This is a genomic window from Afifella pfennigii DSM 17143, assembly GCF_000688515.1.
GTDB lineage: Bacteria > Pseudomonadota > Alphaproteobacteria > Rhizobiales > Afifellaceae > Afifella > Afifella pfennigii.
This window is the reverse complement of record NZ_JHZK01000034.1, coordinates 1-21,473: the sequence shown is the minus strand read 5'-3', so window position 1 is coordinate 21,473 and position 21,473 is coordinate 1. Positions and strand designations below refer to the sequence as shown.

The following is a 21,473-nucleotide window of genomic DNA, read 5'->3' as shown; positions in this document are numbered from 1 at the left end:
AAGTGCGTCATCCCCAGAATTGGTCGGCCCAGAACAGGCCGGCCCCAAAGCCCCCGGCCCGGTACAGGCTTGATGTCTTCCCCGCCTTTCACAAGGTGGCCGGCAGACGCGTTGTCGTCGTCGGGGGCGGCGAGGAGGCGGCCGCCAAGGTCCGGCTCCTCGGCGAGAGCAGTGCCGAGATCCTTGTCGTGACGCCGCGGGCCGAGCCCGTGCTGCACGAGGCGATCGCCGAGGTGGGCGCCACCCATGCCGCCCGCGCCTTGCGCGCCGACGACCTTGTGGGCGCCGTCCTCGCCTTCGCCGCCACGGGTGAAAAAGAGGCGGACCGGAAGGTCGTGCTCGCCGCAAGGGCGCGCGGCGTGCCGGCGAATGCCGTCGACCGGCCGGATCTGTGCGATTTCTACACGCCGGCGCTGGTCAATCGCGCGCCGCTCGCCGTCGCCATCACCACCAGCGGGGCGGCGCCGGTTCTCGCCCGGCGCCTGCGGGCGCGGATCGAGGCGATGCTGCCGGCGGGCTACGGAGGCTTCGTCGCCTTTGCCGATGCCCTCAGGGCGCGGGTGCAGGCCCATCTCGCCGGCGCCGAGGCGCGGCGCCGCTTCTGGGGGCGCTTCTTCGACAGCGCGGCCGCTCCCCTCTTCTTCGCCGGTGAGGTCGCCGGCGCGAAACGCGAGGCGGAGCGGCTGATCGAGGAGGCCGCGTCACCGTCTCGGGGATTCGTCGCGCTCGTCGGTGCCGGTCCGGGCGCGGAGGATCTTCTTACCTTGCGCGCCCAGCGGCATCTGCAGGAAGCCGACATCATCTTCCACGACGCGCTGGTGCCCGCCTCGCTGGTGGCGCAGGGGCGGCGCGACGCGGAGCGCGTTGCCGTCGGCAAGCGCAAGGGCTGCCATTCCAGGTCGCAGGAGGAGATCAACCGGCTCCTGATCGACGCGGCGCGGGCCGGCAAGCGGGTGGTGCGGCTGAAGGCCGGCGATCCGATGGTTTTCGGCCGGGCGGGCGAGGAGCTCGCCGCGCTGAGGGCGTGCGGCATCGCGCATGAGGTGGTGCCCGGGGTGACGGCGGGTCTGGCGGCCGCGGCCGAGCTTCAATTGCCGCTGACCTTGCGCGGCACCGCCTCCTCGCTCGTCTTCACCACCGGCCACGGCATGCATGGCGAGACGCTGCCGGATTGGGCGCGGCTCGCCACCGCCGGCACGACGCTCTGCGTTTATATGGGCCGCTCGGTGGCGGCCGGCCTCGCCGCGCGGCTCGCCGAGGCCGGGCTTGCCGGCGACACCCCGGTGGCCGTGGTGGAGAATGCCAGCAGGGCCGAGAAGCGCCTCCTCGTCGGCACGCTCGCCGATCTGCCGGCGCTGCAGCGACGCGACGACATCACCGGTCCGACGCTGGTCGTCATCGGCGAGGCGGTTGCCGCCGCCGCGCTGGAGAAGGCCGAGCCGCTTATCGCCGAAAGAAAGATCGCAGAAAGGCTTGCCGCATGAGCGCGAAATTCACGCACCCGAAGGTCCTCACCGCCAACCGGCTCGCCGACGGCGCCGTCGTCTGGCTGGGAGAGACCGGCGCCTGGGTGGAGGCGATCGAGGCGGCACGGCACTTCGGTGCGCACGACATCGATGCGGCGCATGTCTCGGCGGCGGAGGCGGTGGCCGCCGGCCTTGTGGTCGATCCCGACGCCATCGAGGTCGTCGTCGGCCCGCAGGGCATCGTTCCGGTGCGGCTGCGCGAAAAAATCCGTGCCCTCGGCCCGACGATCCGGCCCGATCTCGGCAAGAAGGCCTGTGGACTGAAGCACGCGGCCTGAGAAGCGAGCAAGCGGCAGAAAGGCCCGGCAGGAAAGACATGTACCGCTACGACGAATTCGATCAGGGCTTCGTGGAGGCCCGCGTGGAGCAATTCCGCGGCCAGGTGGCGCGGCGGCTCAAGGGCGAGCTCTCGGAGGACGAGTTCAAGCCGCTGCGGCTGATGAACGGCGTCTATCTGCAGCTCCACGCCTATATGCTGAGGGTCGCCATTCCCTACGGCACGTTGTCGTCGCGGCAGATGCGCATGCTGGCGCATATCGCCCGCACCTATGATCGCGGCTACGGCCATTTCACCACCCGGCAGAACGTCCAGTTCAACTGGCCGCGCCTGATCGACGTGCCCGATATCCTCGCCGATCTCGCCAAGGTGGAGATGCACGCCATCCAGACCTCCGGCAATTGCATCCGCAACGTCACCGCCGATCATCTCGCCGGGGCGGCGGCCGACGAGATCGCCGATCCGCGGCCTTATGCGGAGATCTTGAGGCAATGGTCGTCGCTGCATCCGGAATTCTCCTTCCTGCCGCGCAAGTTCAAGATCGCGGTCACCGGCTCTTCGCGCGACCGGGCGGCGATCAAGGTGCATGACATCGGCCTGCAATTGAGGCGCGATAAGAGCGGAGCGATCGGTTTTGCCGTCTATGTCGGCGGCGGCCAGGGACGGACACCGATGATTGCCAAGAAGATACGCGACTTCCTGCCGGAGGCGGAGCTTCTGGCCTATGTGACGGCGATCCTGCGCGTCTACAATCTCTTCGGCCGGCGGGACAACAAGTACAAGGCGCGCATCAAGATCCTTGTCCATGAGACCGGAACGGAGGAACTGAAGGCCGCCATCGAGCGCGAACATCAGAGCCTGAAGGACAGCGAGCTCAGCCTGCCGGCGGAGGATGTGCGGCGCATTAGGGCCTATTTCGGGCTGCCGGATCTCAAAGAGCGGCCCTCGCCCGCGCCCAACTTCGATGCGGCGCGCCAGGCAAGCCCCGCCTTCGCCGCCTTCGTGGAGCGCAATGTGGAGGCCCACAAGGTGCCCGGCTATGCCTCGGTGACGATATCCTTGAAGCCGATTGGCGGGGTTCCGGGCGACGCTTCGGCCGAGCAGATGGAGAAGATCGCCGATATCGCCGAGAAATGGGGGCATGACGAGCTGCGCGTCAGCCACGAACAGAACCTCATCCTGCCGCATGTGGCGCTAGACGACGTTGCCGCCGTCTATGAGGCCCTGGCGGAGATCGGGCTCTGCGAGGGCAATGCGGGCCTCGTCACCGATATCATCGCCTGCCCGGGGCTGGATTACTGCGCCCTCGCCAATGCCCGCTCGATCCCGATAGCGCAGAGCCTTTCGGCCCGTTTCGGCGATGCAAAAAGGCAGCGGCAGATCGGCGAATTGAAGATCAAGATTTCCGGCTGCATCAATGCCTGCGGCCATCACCATGTCGGCCATATCGGCATTCTCGGCGTGGAGAAAAAAGGCCAGGAATTCTATCAGCTGACGCTCGGCGGCTCCGGCGACGAGAAAACGTCCATCGGCGAGATCGTCGGCAGAGGCTTCGCCTCCGAAGAGGTGGTGGATGCGGTCGAGACATTGGTGGATCGGTACCTCGATCTGCGGCTGGATGAAGCGGAGAGCTTCCTGGAAGCCTATCGACGGCTGGGCGAGGAACCGTTTCGGGAGGCGCTTTATGGCACTGCCTGAGGGAGCGGATCCGGAAGTGGCGGGCAGGGCCGCGGCGCTGGAGGCGCGTTTCGGCGACAAGAGCCCGCAAACGATTCTCGCTGCGGCAATCGAGCGGCACGCAGAGGTGGCGGCGGTGACGAGCTTCGGCGCCGAATCGGCCGTCTGGCTTCACATGCTGGCACAGGTGGATCGTAACGTGCCGATCCTGTTCCTCGATACGGGCAAGCATTTTCCGGCCACCCAACGCTATCGCGAGACGCTGACGGAGGCCTTCTCGCTCGGCGATGTGCGCCTCATCCGGCCGGACCCGGCCGCGCTCGCCGCCGAGGACGCGAACGGCATGCTGTTTGCCGCCGATCCGGACCGCTGCTGCCATCTGCGCAAGACCGAGCCCTTGAAGCGCGCCCTTCAGCCCTTCTCGGCCTGGATGAACGGGCGCAAGCGCCATCAGAACGCCATGCGGGCAGGCCTGCCGGCTTTCGAGGCCGATGGCAGCCGCCTCAAGGTCAATCCGCTGGCGCGTTGGGGGCGGGAGGAGATCGCCGCCTATTTCGCGCGCTTCGATTTGCCGCGACACCCGTTGGTGGCGGAGGGTTATGCCTCCATCGGCTGCATGCCCTGCACCTCGCCGGTGAAGCCCGGCGAGGATCCGCGCGCCGGGCGCTGGCGCGGACGCGGAAAAAGCGAATGCGGCATCCATGTCGGGCCCTGAGCGGCCATCCGCCACGACAAAACCGGGAATGAGAATATGAGCGAGACATTGCGCCTGTGGCGCCCCACGGGCTTTGCAGAGGATGCATGGAGGCTTCTGCGCGAAGACGAAACGCCGCCGGAAGGGGCAAGCGCGATCGTGCCGGCGGCAAGGTTCGCAAAGGCCGTTGACGATGGCGGCCCGGCGGCGAAGGCGGTTTGGCTGCAAGCGGGGGAGAGCCTCGAAGCGGTCCTGCCGCATCTGGCGGCGCTTGAGCTCGTGGCGCTCGATTTCCCGCGCTTTTCTGACGGGCGATCCTTCTCCAAGGCGCAGATACTGCGCGGCCAATATGGCTTTGCGGGCGAAATGCGTGCCATCGGCGATGTCATCCTCGATCAGATCCCGTTGATGCTGCGCTGCGGCTTCGACGCTTTCCAGATCCGTCACCTGCCGACGATTGCGGCCCTGGAGCGGGGGGAGCTGCCGGCGATCCATCTCTATTATCAGCCGGCGAGCGGCGAAGAGGCGCCCGCGGCCGGCCGCGCCTGGGCCCGCCGTCCCGCCATCCCGCGCCCACAGGCAGCCGGAGAGCTGGCGTCATGAAAATCCACGTTGTCGACGAGAAGGGCGTACGCCATGCCCTGGAGGCGCTGCCCGGCTGGCGGGTGATGGAGATCATCCGCGATTGGGGCCTGCCGATCAAAGCCGAATGCGGGGGAGCCTGCGCCTGCGCCACCTGCCATGTCTATGTCGAGCCGGAATGGCAGGAGAAGGTGGCGCCGCCGCACGATGAGGAGGTCGACCGTCTCGACGAGGCCTTCGCGGTGGAGGAAAATTCGCGGCTTTCGTGCCAGATCCTGATGTCGGAGGAGCTGGACGGGCTCACGCTGCGCCTGGCGCCGAACTTCGATTGAGGTGATGATGCGCGGCCGGACGGCGGCCCGCGCATTCTCCACGCCCGGCCCTTTCGGACGCTTCCCGCTCTCAGCAGCCATCCTCTTCTAGCCTCACCCGCCCAACTGCATGTAGGAGATCGGCCGCGTAACGATCGGGGAAGAGAATGGGCGTGGACGTACTTGCCATCGGCGAATGCATGGTGGAGCTATCGACGGAGGACGGTCGCTGCTCGCTCGCCTATGGCGGCGATACCTTCAACACCGCCATCTATTGCGCCCGAGAGGGCGTTACGAGCGGCTTTGCCACGGCGCTCGGGGCGGGCGATCCTTATAGCGCGGCGATCCTGGAACTGGCGCGCTCGGAGGGCGTCGTCACCGATGTCGCGCTCAGCGTCGCGGGCCGCCTGCCGGGCCTTTACGCCATCGACATCGACGCTGCCGGCGAAAGGCGCTTCTTTTATTGGCGCGAGAGCTCGCCGGCGCGCCAGCTCTTTGAGCTGGCGGAGGCGGAGAAGGTGATTGCGGCGATGCGCGCGGCAAAATGGGTATATTTTTCCGGCATAACGCTCGGCATCTATTCCGACGATGGCCTGTCGCGCTTTCACGCCGCGCTTGAGGCAGCGCGGGCGGCCGGCACCAAGATCGCCTTCGACGGCAATTGGCGGCCGGCGCTGTGGGGCGGCGACATCGACCATGCCCGCGCCGTCTATCGCCGCTTCCTGTCGCTGGCGCATCTGCTCCTGCCCTCCGCCGACGACGAAAAGCTGCTCTGGGGTGTGGCAAGCGAGGCAGAGGCGCTCGATGCCCTTAACGAGCACGGCGTTACGGAAATCGTCATGACCTGCGGCGCCGGGGACGTTCTCCTGCGTGCCGGCGGACGGCAAGCGCGCCTGCCGCTGCAAGAGCGCGTCCAGCCGGTCGATACCACCGCGGCCGGCGACAGCTTCAACGCCGCCTATCTGGCGGCGCGCATCAAGGGCCTATCGCCGGAGGCGGCGGTGGAGCGCGGCCAGGCGCTCGCCCGCCACGTCATCGGCCACCGCGGCGCCATCGTGCCGCGCGGGGCCGTCGTGCCGCGCGGGGCCTGAAGCCTCAGCCGATGGTGGAGAAGGCGGGGAAGGTCTCCAGAAGCCAGAACGACAGGTTGGCCATGTCGCCGGTCAGGAAGAGAATTCCGGTGAGAACGAGCATGCCGCCCATCACCTTCTCCACCGTGCCCATATGGCGGCGGAAGCCGCTCGCCCATTTCAGGAACGGCCCGGCGAAGGCGGCCGCCAGAAGGAAGGGAAGGCCCATCCCCATGCCGTAGATGAAGAGCAGGACCGCTCCGTCCTGCGCCGAGCCCTGGCTGCCGGCGAGCGCCAGGATGGTGCCGAGAACCGGGCCGATGCAGGGCGTCCATCCGAAGGCGAAGGCAAGGCCGATAAGATAGGCGCCGAAGAGGCCCGGCGGCTTCTCGCGAACGTTGAAACGCGCTTCGCGGTAGAGAAGGCCGATGCGCAAGAGCCCCAGGAAGTGCAGGCCGAACCCTATGATGACCACCCCGGCGACGACGGAGAGCCAGTCCTTATGGGCGGCGAGCGTCTGGCCGATGCCGGAGGCCGTCAGCCCGAAGAGAACGAAGACCGTGGTGAAGCCGAGAACGAAGGCGAAGGCGGCGGCAAAGACCTTCTGCGTCAGCCCGGGCGGCACCTTGCCCTCTTCGGTCAGCTCTTCCAGCGAGACACCGCCGATAAAGCCGAGCGAGGCCGGCACGATCGGCAGCACGCAGGGCGAAACGAAGGACAAAAGCCCGCCGATGAAGGCGCCGATGAAGCTCACTTCGAGCACGGTTTCTCCTTTTCGGGCCCGTCGACGCCATAGCTGGCGCGGCCCGTCCCCGCCCTTTGGCGACGATCGAAGTCGCCCTAGATATGCGCAAGATAGTGTATGGTGTGTCTCAACTCATTGTGACACCCCCGTGCCGCTCTGTCGCAGCGCGGCATCGCCGGCACAGTCGAAACGATCCGTCGAGAGAGCGAGCCATGACGCCCCAAGGTCAACTTGCCGAAGCAGACGCCGACGCAGCCCGAATGGGCGAGGCCGAGCTCCCCGGCCTCGCCGAGAACGCCAAGGCGGCGAGCGATTTCCTGAAGGCGCTGTCGCATGAGAGCCGGTTGATGATCCTCTGCCATCTGGCGGAGGGGGAGAGGTCGGTGACGGAGCTGGAAAATCTCTTGGACTTGCGACAGCCGACGGTGTCGCAGCAACTGGCGCGATTGCGGCTGGAAGGGCTGGTCGCCACCCGCCGGGAGGGCAAGGCGATCTATTACAGCCTCGCCTCCGGCAAGGCGCGCCGGCTGATCGAGGTTATCCACGACATGTTCTGCGGCATCGACGAGGAAGAGCCCGGTCAGGCTCAGGACGGCTCGGCCAAGAGCCGCCGCAGCGCTTCCACCACATCCTGAAATCCGCTCTCGCCCCGATGCGCCGGCAGGCGCGGCAGCGGCGCGGCGTTCAGCACCTCGCCGAGGATGCGGCCGGGCCGTGGCGAGAAGACGAGAATGCGCTCGGCCAGGAAGGCGGCCTCGTAGAGCGAATGCGTGACGAAGAGGACGGTGAAGCCGAGCTCGCTCTGCAGGGCCGACAATTCTTCGCCGAGGCGGAAGCGGGTCATCTCGTCGAGGGCGGCGAAGGGCTCGTCGAGAAGCAGAAGGTCGGGCTCGGCGACGAGCGCCCGGGCCAGCGAGGCGCGCATGGCCATGCCGCCGGAAAGCCGGCTTGGCAAAGCATCGGCGAAATCGGAGAGCCCGACCCTGGCGAGGGCGGCGGCAACGGCCCGGTCGGCCTTTTTGCGCGGCAGGCCGCGCAGCGTCAGCGGAAGGCGGATATTGGCGGCAAGGCTCGCCCAGGGCATCAACGTCGGGGATTGGAAGACATAGCCCGTTTCCGGCCGCTTTCCGCCGCGCTTGGCGACCTGGAGCGTGCCGGCGCTCGGCGTCTCAAGCCCCGCCGCCAGCCGCAGGAAGGTGGTCTTGCCGCAGCCGGACGGGCCGAGAAGGGCGACGAACTCGCCCGGCTCGATCGTGACGGAGATGTCCCGCAGCGTCTCCAGGCCGTCCGGAAAGGTCTTGCCGATGCTCTCGGCGCGGATCAGCGCCCCTTTTGTGAGCGCCGACGTCTCGCTTCCCGCCGCCGTCCCGTGGCCGGGTTGACCCGCCGCGCCGCCCGGGGTGATGGTGCCGCAACCGTCGCGCAAAGCCTTTCCCTTCCTTCTTCGCAGAGCAGCCCTTCATGACCTATCGCGTCATACCGGTCGAGCCTTTCGACTATGTCGTCTTCGGCGGCACGGGCGATCTTGCCCGCCGCAAGCTCCTGCCGGCGCTCTATCATCGCATGCTCGACGGCCAGCTGCCGCCGGAGGGCAGGATCATCGCCGCCTCGCGCCGACAGATGAGCGACGCCGAATATCGGGCGATGACGGAGACGGCGCTGAAGGAATTCGTGCCGCAGGATGCGCGCGAGGAAGAGGCGCTGCAGGCGTTCTTGAAGATGCTCTCCTATCGCTCGCTCGATGCGCAGAAGGAGGAGGGCTGGGATGCGCTCTGCGCCGAGCTCGACGAGGATCCGGACCGCGTGCGGGCCTATTATCTCGCCGTCGCGCCGACCCTCGTCGACGAGCTCTGCCGGCGACTGGCGCACCATTGCCTGGTGACGCCGAAATCGCGCGTCGTCCTGGAAAAGCCGATCGGGCGCGACCTCGCCTCCGCACGGAAGGTCAACGATGCGGTCGCCATGGCCTTTGAGGAAAGCCAGATCTTCCGCATCGACCATTATCTCGGCAAGGAGACGGTGCAGAACCTGATGGCGCTGCGCTTCGCCAACACGCTTTTCGAGCCCTTGTGGAACTCCGCCCATATCGACCATGTGCAGATCACCGTCGCCGAGACGCTCGGCGTCGGCTCGCGCGGCAGCTATTACGATACGTCGGGTGCCCTGCGCGACATGGTGCAGAACCACATCGTCCAGCTTCTGTGCCTCGTCGCCATGGAGCCGCCCGATTCCTTCGACGCCAATTCGGTGCGCGACGAGAAGCTGAAGGTGATCCGGGCGCTGAAGCCGATCGACGAAAGCAATTACGACAAGCTGACGGTGCGCGGCCAGTATCGCGCCGGGGCGGCCGATGGCGGGGCGGTGCCCGGCTATGGCGAGGAAATCGGGGCGGCAAAGAGCCGGACGGAGACCTTCGTGGCGCTCAAGGCGGAAGTGGCGAACTGGCGCTGGGCGGGCGTTCCCTTCTACTTGCGGACCGGCAAGCGGCTGGCGGAGCGGGTCTCGGAAATCGTCATCACCTTCAGGGCGATCCCGCATTCCATCTTTCCCAAGGATTCCGGCATCATCTCGCAGAACCGGCTGGTGTTGCGCCTGCAGCCCGACGAGGGCGTCAGGCAATGGATCATGATCAAGGATCCGGGGCCGGGCGGCATGCGTCTCAACTACGTGCCGCTCGATATGAGCTTCGCGGAGAGCTTTGCCGAGCGCTATCCAGACGCCTATGAACGGCTCCTGCTCGACGTCATCCGCGGCAACCAGACGCTTTTCATGCGCCGCGACGAGGTGGAGGCGGCCTGGGCCTGGATCGATCCGATCCGCGAGGCCTGGGACGGGGACGGGGCGGCGCCGGCGCCCTATACGGCCGGCACCTGGGGGCCCTCGGCGGCGATCGCCCTCATCGAGCGCGACGGGCGCACCTGGCACGAGGACGCGCTTTCATGAGCATTCATCGGCACGACTTTTCCGGCCGCGAAGCGGTGGCGGAGGCGCTCGCGGAGCGGGTCGCGAACGAGCTTGTCGCCGCGATCGAAGCGGATGGCACGGCCTCCCTCGCCCTTTCCGGCGGCACGACGCCGAAGCTGTTCTTCCAAAAGCTCGCGTCGAAGGACCTTCATTGGAGCGCCGTCACCGTGACCCTGGTCGACGAGCGCTGGGTGCCGCCCGACGATGCACGCTCCAATGCCGGGCTTCTGGCGCAGAACCTTCTTCGCGCCAAGGCCGAGGAGGCCCGCTTCGTGCCGCTGTTCACGGGCGCGCCGACGCCGGAGAAGGGCGTTGGGGCGGCCACGCTGCAGGTTGAGACGGTGCTCTTGCCCTTCGCCGCGGTCGTTCTCGGCATGGGCGAGGACGGCCATACCGCCTCCTGGTTTCCCGGTGGCGACAATCTGACGGCGGCGATCGATATCGCCACCGACATGCCGCTTCTGCCGATGCGCGCGGAGGCCGCCGGCGAGCCGCGCATCACCTTCACGCTGACGCCGCTCTTGAAGACGCGCGCCCTCATCTTGCATCTGGAGGGGCAGGCGAAGCTCGCCGTCCTTGACGAAGCGCTCGGCGAGGGCCCGGTCGAAGACATGCCCATCCGCGCTATCCTGCGCCAGGAGGTGGTGCCGGTCGATATCTATACCAGCGCCCTGAAGCGAGGAGAGCCGATGTCCGTTCGAGCCGAGATTGCCGCCGTCACGGAAAAGATCGCCGAACGTTCGGCGGCAACGCGCGCGGCCTATCTGGCCCGCATCGCCGCCGCGCGCGAGGCCGGCCCGAGGCGCGGGTCGCTCTCTTGCGGCAACCTTGCCCATGGCTTTGCCGCCTGCGCCGCTTCCGACAAGGCGGCGCTTGCCGGCGAGGCGGTGCCGAACCTTGCCATCGTCACCGCCTACAACGACATGCTGTCGGCGCATCAGCCCTATGAGCGCTTCCCGGATGTCATCCGCCAGGCGGCGTCGCAGGCGGGCGGCGTCGCCCAGGTCGCCGGCGGCGTGCCGGCCATGTGCGACGGCGTCACCCAGGGCCAGCCGGGCATGGATCTGTCGCTGTTCTCGCGCGACGTCATCGCCATGTCGGCGGGGATAGCGCTGTCGCACAATATGTTCGATGCGGCCGTCTTTCTCGGCATTTGCGACAAGATCGTGCCGGGGCTTGTCATGGCCGCGCTCGCCTTCGGGCATCTGCCGGCCGTCTTCATCCCCGCCGGGCCGATGCCGTCGGGCCTTGCCAATGACGAGAAGGCGCGCATCCGCCAGCTCTACGCGGAGGGCAAGGTCGGCAGGGAGGAGCTTCTTGCCGCGGAATCGAAATCCTATCATGGGCCCGGCACCTGCACCTTCTACGGCACGGCCAATTCCAACCAGATGCTGATGGAGGTGATGGGCCTGCACCTGCCGGGGGCTTCCTTCGTCAATCCGAACACGCCCTTGCGCGACGCGCTCACCCGCGCGGCGACCAAGCGCGCCCTCGCCATCACCGCGCTCGGCAACGATTACACGCCCGTCGGCGAGGTGATCGACGAAAAGGCCGTCGTCAACGGCATCGTCGGCCTTCATGCCACCGGCGGCTCGACCAACCACACGCTGCATCTCATCGCCATGGCGCGGGCGGCCGGTATCCTCATCACCTGGGACGATTTTGCCGCCCTGTCGGAGAAGGTGCCGCTGCTTGCCCGCATCTATCCGAACGGGCTTGCCGACGTGAACCATTTTCACGCCGCCGGCGGCATGGGGTTCTTGATCGGCACGCTGCTCGATGCGGGGCTTCTGCACGAGGATGTGCGTACCGTCGCCGGCGGCGGGCTTGCCGCTTATCGGCGCGAGGCCGTGCTGGGTGCGGACGGCGAGGCGGCATGGCGCCAGGCGCCGCAGACAAGCCATGACGAGACGGTGCTCAGGCCGGCCGAAAATGCCTTCCAGACGACGGGAGGCCTCAAGCTTCTTGCCGGCAATCTCGGCCGGGCCGTCGTCAAGGTCTCGGCGGTGAAGCCGCAGCATCGGGTGGTGGAGGCGCCGGCGGTCGTCTTTGCCTCGCAGGAGGAGCTGATCGCCGCCTTCAAGGCGGGCGAGCTTGACCGCGATTTCGTCGCCGTCTTGCGCTTTCAGGGGCCGCGCGCCAACGGCATGCCGGAGCTGCACAAGCTGACGCCGCCGCTCGGCGTCCTGCAGGACAGGGGTTTTGCCGTCGCCCTTGTCACCGACGGGCGCATGTCCGGCGCCTCCGGCAAGGTGCCGGCGGCGATCCATGTGACGCCGGAAGCGGCCTGTGGCGGCCCCATCGGCAAAGTGCGCAGCGGCGATGTGGTGCGCCTCGACGCCGCGTCGGGCACGCTCGCCGCGCTTGTGGAGGAAAGCGAATGGGCGGCGCGCCAGCCGGCCCGGGAAGACCTTTCGGGCAACCAGTGCGGCACGGGCCGCGAGCTTTTTACCGCCTTCCGGGCGATGGCGGGGCCGGCGGAAGAAGGCGCCGGCGTCATCTCCTTCGATGCGCCGGAGCGCGCGGCGTGAGGGGCGGCGTGCCTCTGGCGCGCTCGAAGTCGTGGGACTGGCAGGTGCGTCGCGGCGCGCCCACTTGCGCCGGGCGCTGCCATCGTTGCCACCCGATTGGGAAAATTCTGACCGATTGAGATCATGATGGAAAAGACCGAAGAGCTGGAAGCCATTCTGCGCGGGACGCCCGTCCTGCCCGTCGTCGTTCTGGAGGATGCAGAGGCGGCCGTGCCGCTTGCCCGCGCCCTCGTTGCCGGGGGCGTTCACGCCATCGAGGTGACCTTGCGCACGGAGGCGGCCTTTGAGGCGGTGCGGCGCATCGCTGAGGAGGTCGAAGAGATCGCCGTCGGTGTCGGCACGGTGCTCGCCCCCGATCAGCTGCGGCGGGCCGAGCGTGCCGGCGCCCGCTTCTGGGTCTCGCCCGGCATGAGCCCGCAACTCCTGGAGGCGGCGAGGTATTGCGTGCTGCCGGGCCTGCCGGGCGCTGCCACCGCTTCGGAGGCGATGGCGCTGGTGGAGGCCGGCTATCATCTGCAAAAATTCTTCCCGGCCGAGATGGCCGGCGGCGCCACCTATCTGAAGGCGCTCGCCGGGCCGCTGCCGGAAATCCGCTTCTGCCCGACCGGCGGCATCAGCGCGCAAAGCGCCTCGGCCTATCTTTGCCTGCCCAACGTCTTCGCCGTCGGCGGCTCCTGGCTCGCCCCGCCGGAGGCGGTGGCGGGCGGCGACTGGGCGAGGATCGAGGCGCTCGCCCGCGAGGCGGCGGCGCTTCGCCCGGCTGGGTAGGAGGTTGTCATGAAGCCGGGGGCACGAACCGCGCTCGAAGCCCTGAAGGCGCACGATGTGAAGCTGAAGGATCGGCATATCGCCGATCTCTTCGCCGAGGATCCGAAGCGCTTTCAGAACTTCTCGGCCAGCCTCGACGATCTGACGCTCGACTATTCCAAGAACCGGGCAACGGCCGAGACGATGGCGCTGCTCGTCGAGCTTGCCCGCGCCGCCGAGCTGGAGGAACTGCGCGAGGCGATGTTCTGCGGGGAAAAGATCAACACGACGGAAGACCGCGCTGTCCTGCATACCGCGCTGCGCGCGCCGGAAAGCGCCGAGATCGAGGTGGACGGCGCCGACGTGATGCTCGCCGTCCACGACGTTCTGGAGCGGGTGGGCGAGTTCGCCGACGCCGTGCGCTCCGGCCGCGTCGCCGGCTTGAGCGGGAAGGCTTTCACCGACGTCGTCAATATCGGTATCGGCGGCTCCGATCTCGGCCCGGCGATGGCCGTGGCGGCGCTTGCCCCTTACCGGGGCGGCGGGCCGAAGGTGCATTTCGTCTCCAATGTCGACGGGGCGCATCTTGCCGATACGCTTGCCGGGCTCGACCCGGAGCGCACCCTTTTTCTCATCGCGTCGAAGACCTTCACCACGCTGGAGACGATGACCAACGCCCATTCGGCCCGTGCCTGGCTGGTGGAGCGTCTCGGCGAGGAGGCGGTGGCGGCGCATTTCGCCGCGCTTTCCACCAATCTTGAAAAGGTCGCCGCATTCGGCATCGAAGAGGACCGCGTCTTCGGCTTCTGGGACTGGGTTGGCGGGCGCTATTCGGTCTGGTCGGCGATCGGCCTGCCGCTCGCCATTTCCATCGGCTCCAGGAACTTCAGGCGGTTCCTTGCCGGGGCGCGGAAGATGGACGTGCATTTCCGCTCCGCCCCGCTGGCTGAGAACCTGCCCGTCATCATGGGCCTTCTCGGCGTCTATCACCGCAATGTCCGCGGCTATGCCACCCAGGCGGTGATTGCCTACGATGAACGCATGAGCCGCTTTGCTGCGCATCTTCAGCAGCTCGACATGGAATCGAACGGCAAGCGCGTGACACGCTCAGGACGGCCGGTCGACTATGCCACCGGGCCGGTCGTCTGGGGCGAGCCCGGCACCAACGGCCAGCACGCCTTCTTCCAGCTCCTGCATCAGGGGAGGGAGATCGTGCCGGTCGATTTCCTCGTCGCCGCCGTGCCGGCTGAGGAGATGGGCGACCACCATGCCAAGCTCCTCGCCAATTGTCTCGCCCAGTCGCAGGCGCTCGCCTTCGGCAAGAGCGAGGAAGAGGTGCGCGCCGAGCTCGCCGCGGAGGGGATGCCGCAAGCGAAGATCGACCGCCTGGCGCCGCACCGCACCTTTCCCGGCGACCGGCCTTCGAACACCCTCATCTACAAGCGCCTCGACCCGGAGACGCTCGGCATGCTGATTGCGCTCTACGAGCACCGCGTCTTTGTCATGGGGGCCGTCTGGGACGTCAATTCCTTCGACCAATGGGGGGTGGAGCTCGGCAAGGCGCTCGCCGGCAAGCTCCTGCCGGTGATCCGCGACGGTGAAGACGTGCAAGGGCTCGACAGCTCGACCGCCGGCCTGGTGGCGCGCTACCGACAGCTTTCAGGCTAACGGGCCGCGACAAGCCGGCGCCGCCATCGCCCAAAGCGGCGATTGACGCCGGCGCGCCGCCTCTCTACCACCGGGGCGGGATGGTCGCCCTTTTCCCAAGGGGCTGAAAGCGATCCCGGTGCGGTTGACCCCAATCGGGAGCCAAGGCCGGGGCCGTCCGAGCGACCGGCAAGGCGCTGCGCCCTGCCGGCGGGCCTCTCCCGTATCGTGAGAGAAGCGAGGCCCTTCATGATCCCTTCCCCGAGCAACGGCGCCGAGAAGATCGGGCTGATGATCTGCGGTCATGGCAGCCGCAACCGCGCCGCCGTCGCCGAATTCGCCCGTCTCGCCGAAGAGGCGCGCAAGCTCTTCCCCGACTGGCCGGTGGAATATGGCTATCTGGAATTTGCCGAGCCGGTGATCCGCACCGGCCTCGACAAGCTGGTCGCCGCCGGCTGCACCCGCATCCTTGCCGTGCCGGGCATGCTCTTTGCCGCCGGCCACGCCAAGAACGACATTCCCTCCGTCCTCAATACCTATCAGGCGGAGAAGGGGGTGCGGATCGATTACGGGCGCGATCTCGGCGTCGATGCGCGCATGCTGAAGGCGGCGGCGACGCGCATTGAGGAGGCGCTTTCCGCTGCCGCCGAGGTGCCGCTTGACGAGACGCTGCTTGTCGTCGTCGGACGCGGCGCCTCAGATCCGGACGCCAATTCCAACGTCGCCAAGGTGACGCGCCTGTTATGGGAAGGTTTCGGCTTCGGCTGGGCGGAGACGGCCTATTCCGGCGTCACCTTTCCGCTGGTGGAGCCGGCGCTCACCCATGCTGCCAAGCTCGGCTACCGGCGCATCATCGTCTTTCCCTACTTCCTGTTCACCGGCGTCCTCGTCTCGCGCATCTACCAGGCGACGGATGCCGTGGCGGCGCGCCACCCGGAGATCGAGTTCCTCAAGGCCTCCTATCTCAACGACCATCCGCAGGTGATCGCGACGCTGAAGGAACGGGCGGAGGAGATCCTTTCCGGCGGCAATTTGATGAACTGCCAGATGTGCAAGTATCGCGAGCAGATCCTCGGCTTTGAGGCGGAGATCGGGCTTGCCCAGGAAAGCCATCACCATCACGTGGAAGGCGTCGGGGCGGGCTGCGACCTGTGCAATGAAGACGGCACCTGCAACGGCAGATGCCAGGAGGAGGCGCACACCCATCACGGCCACGATCACCATCACGCGCATGGCCATGATCACGCGCATAGCCACGATCACGGGCACCACCACCATCCCTATCCCCATGCCGACCACCCGCTCGGGCCGCGCTCCATGCGCAAGGGCTAGACGGCCGCGGCGATGGATTATCTGAAAGACGGGGCGGAGATCACCCGGCGCTCCTTCGCCATCATCGAGGCGGAATGCGATCTTGCCGGCCTGCCGGAGGAGCTGAGGGCGCTGGCGAAACGCATCGTGCATGCCGGCGGCATGACCGATCTTATCGGCGATCTCGTCTTCTCCAAGGACGCCGGCGCGGCCGGGCGCGCGGCGCTTGCCGCCGGAGCTCCGATCGTCTGCGACGTCGCCATGGTGGCCGCCGGCATCGCGCGCCGGCACCTGCCGGCGGACAACGCCGTTGAGGTGGCGGTGGCGCAGCCCCAGGCGGCGGAGCTGGCAGAGCGTTTGAGAACGACGCGCTCGGCCGCCGGTCTTGTGGCGCTGAAGGAAAGGCTCGGCGGCGCCGTCGTCGTCATCGGCAATGCGCCGACGGCGCTTTTCCAGCTCCTGGAGCTCGCCGAGGCGCCGCCATGCCGGCCGGCGCTGGTCCTCGGCTTTCCGGTGGGCTTCGTCGGCGCGGCGGAATCGAAGGCGGCACTTGCGGCCAACGCGCTCGCCATCCCCTTCGTGGCTCTCAAAGGCAGGCGCGGCGGCAGCGCCATGGCGGCGGCCGCGCTCAACGCCCTCCTCATCGGCGAGGCGCCCGCATGAAGCCGTGGCTTTCCGTCATCGGCATCGGCGAGGACGGGCTTGCCGGCCTGTCGCCGGCGGCGCGCGCGCTTCTCCAGGCCGCCGAGCTCGTCGTCGGCGGCGAACGGCATCTCGCCATGCTGCCGCCCCAAGGCGGCGCGGAAATCGCGCAAGAGCGGCTTTCCTGGGCGAGCCCGCTATCGGAGCTTGTCAGCCGCCTGACCGAGTATCGCGGGCGCGACGTCACCGTCCTTGCCACCGGCGATCCGATGCATTTCGGCATCGGCGCCACGCTCGCCCGCGCCTTTGCCGCGGAGGAGATGACCGTCCACCCGCATCTTTCCGCCTTCTCGCTGGCGGCGGCGCGGCTCGCCTGGCCGCTCGACGAGGTGGAGACGGTGACGCTGCACGGGCGCCCGCTCGCCAGGCTGGCGCTCCGCCTCTATCCGGGGGGAAGGCTCCTCATCCTGTCGCATGACGCGGCGACGCCGGCGGCGGTGGCGGCGTTGCTTTGCGAACGCGGCTTTGGGGAGAGCCGCATGGTGGCGCTGTCGCATATGGGCGGGCAGAAGGAGGCGCGGCTTGAGGCGAGCGCCGAAAGTTGGGCGGGCGAAAGCTGTGCGGGCGAAAGCCGGGCGGGCGAGGTCGCCGACTTCCACACGCTGGCGGTCGCATGCATCGCCGGGCCGGAGGCGGATTGGCTGCCGCGCGCGGCGGGCCTGCCGGACGAGGCCTTTCAGCACGACGGCAAGATGACCAAGCGCGAGGCGCGGGCGCTGGCGATTGCCAAGCTGGCGCCATATCCGGGCGCGCTCCTGTGGGATATCGGCGCGGGGGCGGGCTCGGTCGCCATCGAGTTTCTGCGCGCGGCGCCGCAGGCCAAGGCGATTGCGCTGGAGCCGAGGCCGGAAAGGCGGGCGATGGCGGCGCGCAACGCCGAAGCGCTCGGCGTGCCGGAGCTCGACATTCGCCATGGCGAGGCGCCGGGCGCGCTCGCCGGCCTTCCGGCGCCCGATGCGGTCTTCGTCGGCGGCGGGGTCACGGCAGCGACCCTTGAAGCGGCGAGCGCGGCGCTGAAAGCCGGCGGGCGGTTGGTCGCCCATGCGGTGACGCTGGAAAGCGAGGAGGTGCTGCTTGCCGCCGCCGCCGCGCATGGCGGGGAACTCACGCGGCTTGCCGTCTCCAGGGCGGAGAAGGTCGGGCCCTATCGCGGCTGGCGGCCGGCCATGCCGGTGACGCAATGGGCTTGGCGGAAGGGATCGGGGCGGAAAGGGCAGGGCGGATGAGCGGCACGCTTTACGGTATCGGCGTCGGGCCGGGCGATCCGGAGCTGATGACGCTGAAGGCGGCGCGGCTGATTGCGGCCGCGCCCGTCATCGCCTATCCGGCGCCCGATCCCGGCGAGAGCTTCGCCCGGCGGATCGCCGCGGCGCATATTCCGCAAGGGTGCGAGGAGATCGTCATCCGCATCAAGATGCGGCCGGGCAGCGTCCCGGCGGAGCCCTACGACCGGGCGGCGAAGGCCATGGCGGCGCATCTTGAGGCCGGGCGGGACGTCGCCGTCTTGTGCGAGGGCGATCCCTTCTTCTACGGGACCTTCATGTATCTACACGACCGATTGGCGCCGCGCTTTGCCGCTGAAATCGTGCCGGGCGTCTCCTCGCTGACGGCGGTGGCGGCGGCGGCCGGCAGGCCGCTGACGCGACGCACCGGCACGCTGAGCGTCTTTCCGGCGACGCTTGAGGACGAGGTGCTGAAGGAGCTCCTGTGCGGCGCGCAGGCGGCGGCGATCCTCAAGGTCGGCCGCCATCTGCCGCGCCTCAAGCGCCTCATCGCCGAACTCGGCCTGACGGAGCGGGCCGTCTATGTGGCGCATGCCAGCCTCGCCGAGCAGCGCGTGGAGCCGCTTGCCGGGCTTGAGGCGGACGAGGCGCCATATTTTTCCATGATCCTGATTGGGGAGCGAGGATGAAGGAGCCGGTTTTCCTGGCGCTGACGGGCGAGGGGCTGAAGACGGCGCATACCGCGCGCGCCTCGCTCGGCGGGGAGGTGCATGCGGCGCGGAGGCTGGTGGAGACGGGCGCCGGGGCGGCGCATGCGGTCTTCGACGAGGCCGGCTCGCATATCCGCGAGCTCTTTGCCGCCGGGCGGGCGATTGTCGGCATCTGCGCGGCCGGCATCCTCATCCGGGTGCTGGCGCCGCTCCTTGCCGACAAGCGGGCCGAGCCGCCGGTCCTCGCCGTCTCGGAGGACGGGACGAGCATCGTGCCGCTTCTCGGCGGCCATCGCGGCGCCAACGAGTTTGCCGAACGGCTCGCCGGTGCGCTCGGCGGGCATGCCGCGCTCACGACGGCCGGCGAGACCCGCTTCGGCATCGCCCTCGACGCGCCGCCGGAAGGCTGGTCGCTCGCCAATCCGCAGGACGCCAAGGGCGTGATGGCGGCGCTGCTGGAAGGCGAGGCGGTGCGGCTTGAGGGGACGCTGCCCTGGCTTGAGGCGAGCGGGCTGAAACGTGCGGAAGAGGCGCGGCTCCGGCTTGTCGCCACCACGCGCAAGGTCGCCGGCAATGCGCAGAGCCTCGTCTATCATCCACGTTCGCTGGCGCTCGGCGTCGGCTGCGAGCGGGGGGCGGAGACGGCAGAAGTTTTGGGGCTGATCGAAGCGAGCCTTGCGGCGGCCGGCCTGTCGCGAGGCGCGCTCGCCTGCCTCGTTTCCATCGACTTGAAGGCCGACGAGACGGCGATCCTGGAGGCCGGCAAGGCGCTGGAGCTTCCCGTGCGGTTCTTCTCCGCGGCGCGGCTTGAGGAAGAAACGCCGCGGCTTGAAAATCCTTCCGAGACGGTCTTTTGCGAGGTCGGCTGCCACGGCGTCGCGGAGGGGGCGGCGCTCGCCGCCGTGGGGCCGCAGGGAAGGCTCGTCATGGCCAAGCGCAAGAGCGCGCGGGCCACCTGCGCCATCGCCGAGGCGCCGGCGCCGCTTCGGCCGGAAAGGCTCGGCAGGGCGCGCGGCCGTCTCGCGGTTATCGGTATCGGCCCCGGAACGGAAGACTGGCGGACACCGGAAGCGGCGCGCCTTATCTCCGATGCCGACTATATTATCGGCTATCATTACTATCTCGACCTTATTGTCTCACTTATCGCGGACCAGAAACGCATCGATTCGGAGCTCGGCCAGGAGCGGGAGCGTTGCGCGCTCGCCCTGAAGCTCGCCGGGGAGGGGCGCAAGGTGGCGCTCGTCTCCTCCGGCGATCCTGGCATCTACGCCATGGCGAGCCTGGTCATGGAGCTTGTGGAGGCGGCGCCGGCTGCCTCGCCGGAGAAGCGGGCCGAGATCGTCGTCGCGCCCGGCATTTCCGCCTTCCAGGCGGCCGCGGCGCGGATCGGCGCGCCGATGGGGCACGATTTCTGCCTCATCTCGCTTTCCGACCTTTTGACGCCCTGGGAGGCGATCCTTGAGCGCGTCAAGGCGGCCGCCGCCGGCGATTTCGTCGTCGCCTTCTACAATCCTGTCTCCAAGCGGCGGCGCCACCAGCTCGCCGATGCGCGCGACATCCTGCTTCAGCGCCGGCGGGCGCAAACGCCGGTCCTCATCGCCCGCCAGCTCGGGCGGGCCGAGGAACGCCTGCATCTGACGACGCTCGGCGCGCTCAAGGTGGAAGACGTCGACATGATGAGCCTCGTCGTCGTCGGCTCCTCGCAAAGCCGCGTCTTTCGGGCGGGCGGACGCGATTTCCTGTTCACGCCGCGCGGTTACGACCGCAAGGAAGAACCCGTCGAGGCGATGGCCGAGGGGGCCGCGACATGAGCTCTTTTCTCGGTAAGGTGCATTTCATCGGCGCCGGGCCCGGCGCGCCGGACCTCATCACCCTGCGCGGCCTCAGGCTCATCGAAAGCTCGCCCGTCTGCCTCTATGCCGGCTCGCTGGTGCCGCCGGAAGTGGTCGCGGCGGCGCCGCAGGGCGCGCGGGTCCTCGACACCGCGCCGATGGCGCTCGACGACATCGTGGCGGAAATGGAGGCGGCCTGCCGCGCCGGCAAGGACGTGGCGCGCGTGCATTCCGGCGATCCGTCGCTCTACGGCGCCATCGCGGAACAGATCCGCCGCCTGAAGGCGCTTGGCATCGATTACGACGTGACGCCGGGCGTGCCGGCCTTCGCGGCGGCGGCGGCGGCGCTCGGCCAGGAGCTCACCATCCCGGAAGTGGCGCAATCGGTGGTGCTGACGCGCACGGCGATGAAATCGTCGAAGATGCCGGAGGGTGAGGATCTCGGCGCCTTCGCGCGCACCGGCGCGACGCTCGCCATCCATCTTTCGGCGCGCAACCTCCTCGCCGTGGAGCGCGAGCTCATCCCGATCCTCGGCGCCGACTGCCCGGCCGTCGTCGCCTACCGGGTGGGGTGGCCGGACGAGGCCCTGGTGAAGACCGAGCTTGCCGGATTGCGCGAGGCGGTGCGCGCCGCCAAGCTGACGCGCACCGTCCTTATCTTCGTGGGAAGGGCGCTCGGGGCGGCCGATTTCCGCGACAGCGCCCTCTACGACGCGGCGCATGCGCATGTCCTGCGGCCGAAACGGGCCAAGGGTGGCGCCCGCTAGAGCAGATTCGACTTAATCCGGGTCATACCCGGCGGCCTTGAAATAGTGGCGGCATTCCTCGGCGGTGAAGGCTGGCAGGCAATCGGCAACGACGGACCAGAGTTCGTCGACGGTTCTGGCGGCGGCCTTTCTGAGCAGGGCCTTGAGCTTGGAGAAG

The 21,473-nt window shown here is 68.4% G+C and carries 20 protein-coding genes and 2 pseudogenes; 19 read left to right on the top strand and 3 right to left on the bottom strand.

All coding sequences use genetic code 11. The features are described 5' to 3' along the window. Positions 1–2 precede the first annotated feature (2 nt). The 7 genes from cysG (at position 3) to Q331_RS0117240 (ending at position 6,158) form a co-directional block, all read left to right on the top strand. The gene (gene cysG / locus Q331_RS22365; RefSeq protein ID WP_051631312.1) at positions 3–1,484 is read left to right on the top strand and encodes a siroheme synthase CysG; all 1,482 of its coding nucleotides are present in this window, start codon (positions 3–5) and stop codon (positions 1,482–1,484) included. Beyond that, positions 1,481–1,804, top strand: coding sequence for a DUF2849 domain-containing protein (locus tag Q331_RS0117265; protein WP_026381700.1), 324 nt, complete (start codon positions 1,481–1,483; stop codon positions 1,802–1,804). Before cysG ends, Q331_RS0117265 begins: the two co-directional genes overlap by 4 nt. A 38-nt stretch (positions 1,805–1,842) precedes the next feature. Next, complete coding sequence (locus Q331_RS0117260) at positions 1,843–3,501, top strand: nitrite/sulfite reductase (RefSeq protein WP_026381699.1); 1,659 nt, start codon at positions 1,843–1,845, stop codon at positions 3,499–3,501. Continuing rightward, positions 3,488–4,195 carry a phosphoadenylyl-sulfate reductase gene (locus Q331_RS0117255; RefSeq protein ID WP_026381698.1) on the top strand — a complete coding sequence of 236 codons (708 nt, stop codon included), beginning with the start codon at positions 3,488–3,490 and terminating at the stop codon, positions 4,193–4,195. Before Q331_RS0117260 ends, Q331_RS0117255 begins: the two co-directional genes overlap by 14 nt. Before the next feature lie 36 nt (positions 4,196–4,231). Continuing rightward, positions 4,232–4,777 carry a DUF934 domain-containing protein gene (locus Q331_RS22360; protein ID WP_051631311.1) on the top strand — a complete coding sequence of 182 codons (546 nt, stop codon included), beginning with the start codon at positions 4,232–4,234 and terminating at the stop codon, positions 4,775–4,777. After that, entirely contained in the window at positions 4,774–5,088 is a 315-nt protein-coding gene (locus Q331_RS0117245; protein WP_026381697.1) for a 2Fe-2S iron-sulfur cluster-binding protein, read from the top strand. Before Q331_RS22360 ends, Q331_RS0117245 begins: the two co-directional genes overlap by 4 nt. 152 nt (positions 5,089–5,240) lie before the next feature. Further along, complete coding sequence (locus Q331_RS0117240; protein WP_026381696.1) at positions 5,241–6,158, top strand: sugar kinase; 918 nt, start codon at positions 5,241–5,243, stop codon at positions 6,156–6,158. 4 nt (positions 6,159–6,162) lie between these two features. Here Q331_RS0117240 and Q331_RS0117235 read toward each other — a convergent pair whose 3' ends face one another. Continuing rightward, positions 6,163–6,900, bottom strand: a complete 738-nt coding sequence (locus Q331_RS0117235; protein WP_026381695.1) for a cytochrome c biogenesis CcdA family protein — start codon at positions 6,898–6,900, stop codon at positions 6,163–6,165. 242 nt (positions 6,901–7,142) lie between these two features. On the opposite strand from Q331_RS0117235, the gene Q331_RS0117230 reads away from it, so the two are divergent. After that, positions 7,143–7,517, top strand: a complete 375-nt coding sequence (locus tag Q331_RS0117230; protein ID WP_026381694.1) for an ArsR/SmtB family transcription factor — start codon at positions 7,143–7,145, stop codon at positions 7,515–7,517. Here Q331_RS0117230 and Q331_RS0117225 read toward each other — a convergent pair. Next, the gene (locus Q331_RS0117225; protein WP_245615716.1) at positions 7,469–8,308 is read right to left on the bottom strand and encodes an ABC transporter ATP-binding protein; all 840 of its coding nucleotides are present in this window, start codon (positions 8,306–8,308) and stop codon (positions 7,469–7,471) included. The genes Q331_RS0117230 and Q331_RS0117225 overlap by 49 nt on opposite strands. A gap of 35 nt (positions 8,309–8,343) precedes the next feature. Here Q331_RS0117225 and zwf point away from each other — a divergent pair, with 35 nt between their 5' ends. The 11 genes and pseudogenes from zwf (at position 8,344) to cobM (ending at position 21,316) form a co-directional block, all read left to right on the top strand. Further along, a complete protein-coding gene (zwf, locus tag Q331_RS0117220) occupies positions 8,344–9,825 on the top strand; it encodes a glucose-6-phosphate dehydrogenase (protein WP_026381692.1) in 1,482 nt (493 codons plus the stop codon). Next, a pseudogene (gene pgl / locus Q331_RS24225) lies at positions 9,822–10,478 on the top strand (6-phosphogluconolactonase); the annotation flags it as partial. The gene zwf and the pseudogene pgl, both read left to right, overlap by 4 nt. A gap of 57 nt (positions 10,479–10,535) precedes the next feature. Then, a complete protein-coding gene (gene edd, locus Q331_RS0117215) occupies positions 10,536–12,377 on the top strand; it encodes a phosphogluconate dehydratase (protein WP_026381691.1) in 1,842 nt (613 codons plus the stop codon). A gap of 123 nt (positions 12,378–12,500) precedes the next feature. Further along, on the top strand, positions 12,501–13,145 hold the full coding sequence (gene eda, locus Q331_RS0117210; RefSeq protein ID WP_026381690.1) for a bifunctional 4-hydroxy-2-oxoglutarate aldolase/2-dehydro-3-deoxy-phosphogluconate aldolase: 645 nt from the start codon (positions 12,501–12,503) through the stop codon (positions 13,143–13,145). Between the two features lie 9 nt (positions 13,146–13,154). Then, entirely contained in the window at positions 13,155–14,792 is a 1,638-nt protein-coding gene (pgi, locus tag Q331_RS0117205) for a glucose-6-phosphate isomerase (protein ID WP_026381689.1), read from the top strand. Positions 14,793–15,020: 228 nt separating this feature from the next. Continuing rightward, a complete protein-coding gene (locus tag Q331_RS0117200) occupies positions 15,021–16,103 on the top strand; it encodes a sirohydrochlorin chelatase (RefSeq protein WP_026381688.1) in 1,083 nt (360 codons plus the stop codon). Positions 16,104–16,115: 12 nt separating this feature from the next. Then, positions 16,116–16,745 carry a precorrin-8X methylmutase gene (locus Q331_RS0117195; protein ID WP_026381687.1) on the top strand — a complete coding sequence of 210 codons (630 nt, stop codon included), beginning with the start codon at positions 16,116–16,118 and terminating at the stop codon, positions 16,743–16,745. Then, positions 16,742–18,010: a bifunctional cobalt-precorrin-7 (C(5))-methyltransferase/cobalt-precorrin-6B (C(15))-methyltransferase gene (locus Q331_RS0117190; protein ID WP_026381686.1), complete on the top strand. Its 1,269-nt coding sequence runs from the start codon at positions 16,742–16,744 to the stop codon at positions 18,008–18,010. Before Q331_RS0117195 ends, Q331_RS0117190 begins: the two co-directional genes overlap by 4 nt. Next, the gene (cobI, locus tag Q331_RS0117185) at positions 18,007–18,696 is read left to right on the top strand and encodes a precorrin-2 C(20)-methyltransferase (protein WP_026381685.1); all 690 of its coding nucleotides are present in this window, start codon (positions 18,007–18,009) and stop codon (positions 18,694–18,696) included. Before Q331_RS0117190 ends, cobI begins: the two co-directional genes overlap by 4 nt. Beyond that, the gene (cobJ, locus tag Q331_RS22355; RefSeq protein WP_034492902.1) at positions 18,693–20,528 is read left to right on the top strand and encodes a precorrin-3B C(17)-methyltransferase; all 1,836 of its coding nucleotides are present in this window, start codon (positions 18,693–18,695) and stop codon (positions 20,526–20,528) included. Before cobI ends, cobJ begins: the two co-directional genes overlap by 4 nt. Further along, positions 20,525–21,316, top strand: a complete 792-nt coding sequence (gene cobM, locus Q331_RS0117175) for a precorrin-4 C(11)-methyltransferase (protein WP_026381684.1) — start codon at positions 20,525–20,527, stop codon at positions 21,314–21,316. Before cobJ ends, cobM begins: the two co-directional genes overlap by 4 nt. Before the next feature lie 12 nt (positions 21,317–21,328). Here cobM and Q331_RS24220 read toward each other — a convergent pair. Further along, positions 21,329–21,473: pseudogene (locus Q331_RS24220) on the bottom strand (IS630 family transposase); the annotation flags it as partial.

Bases quoted from the DNA above. Each gene is read 5' to 3' on its own strand.
- Q331_RS0117265 (WP_026381700.1), top strand. From the start codon at position 1,481: ATGAGCGCGAAATTCACGCACCCGAAGGTCCTCACCGCCAACCGGCTC.
- Q331_RS0117260 (WP_026381699.1), top strand. From the start codon at position 1,843: ATGTACCGCTACGACGAATTCGATCAGGGCTTCGTGGAGGCCCGCGTG.
- Q331_RS0117255 (WP_026381698.1), top strand. From the start codon at position 3,488: ATGGCACTGCCTGAGGGAGCGGATCCGGAAGTGGCGGGCAGGGCCGCG.
- Q331_RS22360 (WP_051631311.1), top strand. From the start codon at position 4,232: ATGAGCGAGACATTGCGCCTGTGGCGCCCCACGGGCTTTGCAGAGGAT.
- Q331_RS0117245 (WP_026381697.1), top strand. From the start codon at position 4,774: ATGAAAATCCACGTTGTCGACGAGAAGGGCGTACGCCATGCCCTGGAG.
- Q331_RS0117230 (WP_026381694.1), top strand. From the start codon at position 7,143: ATGGGCGAGGCCGAGCTCCCCGGCCTCGCCGAGAACGCCAAGGCGGCG.
- zwf (WP_026381692.1), top strand. From the start codon at position 8,344: ATGACCTATCGCGTCATACCGGTCGAGCCTTTCGACTATGTCGTCTTC.
- edd (WP_026381691.1), top strand. From the start codon at position 10,536: ATGTCCGTTCGAGCCGAGATTGCCGCCGTCACGGAAAAGATCGCCGAA.
- eda (WP_026381690.1), top strand. From the start codon at position 12,501: ATGATGGAAAAGACCGAAGAGCTGGAAGCCATTCTGCGCGGGACGCCC.
- pgi (WP_026381689.1), top strand. From the start codon at position 13,155: ATGAAGCCGGGGGCACGAACCGCGCTCGAAGCCCTGAAGGCGCACGAT.
- Q331_RS0117200 (WP_026381688.1), top strand. From the start codon at position 15,021: ATGATCCCTTCCCCGAGCAACGGCGCCGAGAAGATCGGGCTGATGATC.
- Q331_RS0117195 (WP_026381687.1), top strand. From the start codon at position 16,116: ATGGATTATCTGAAAGACGGGGCGGAGATCACCCGGCGCTCCTTCGCC.
- Q331_RS0117190 (WP_026381686.1), top strand. From the start codon at position 16,742: ATGAAGCCGTGGCTTTCCGTCATCGGCATCGGCGAGGACGGGCTTGCC.
- cobI (WP_026381685.1), top strand. From the start codon at position 18,007: ATGAGCGGCACGCTTTACGGTATCGGCGTCGGGCCGGGCGATCCGGAG.
- cobJ (WP_034492902.1), top strand. From the start codon at position 18,693: ATGAAGGAGCCGGTTTTCCTGGCGCTGACGGGCGAGGGGCTGAAGACG.
- cobM (WP_026381684.1), top strand. From the start codon at position 20,525: ATGAGCTCTTTTCTCGGTAAGGTGCATTTCATCGGCGCCGGGCCCGGC.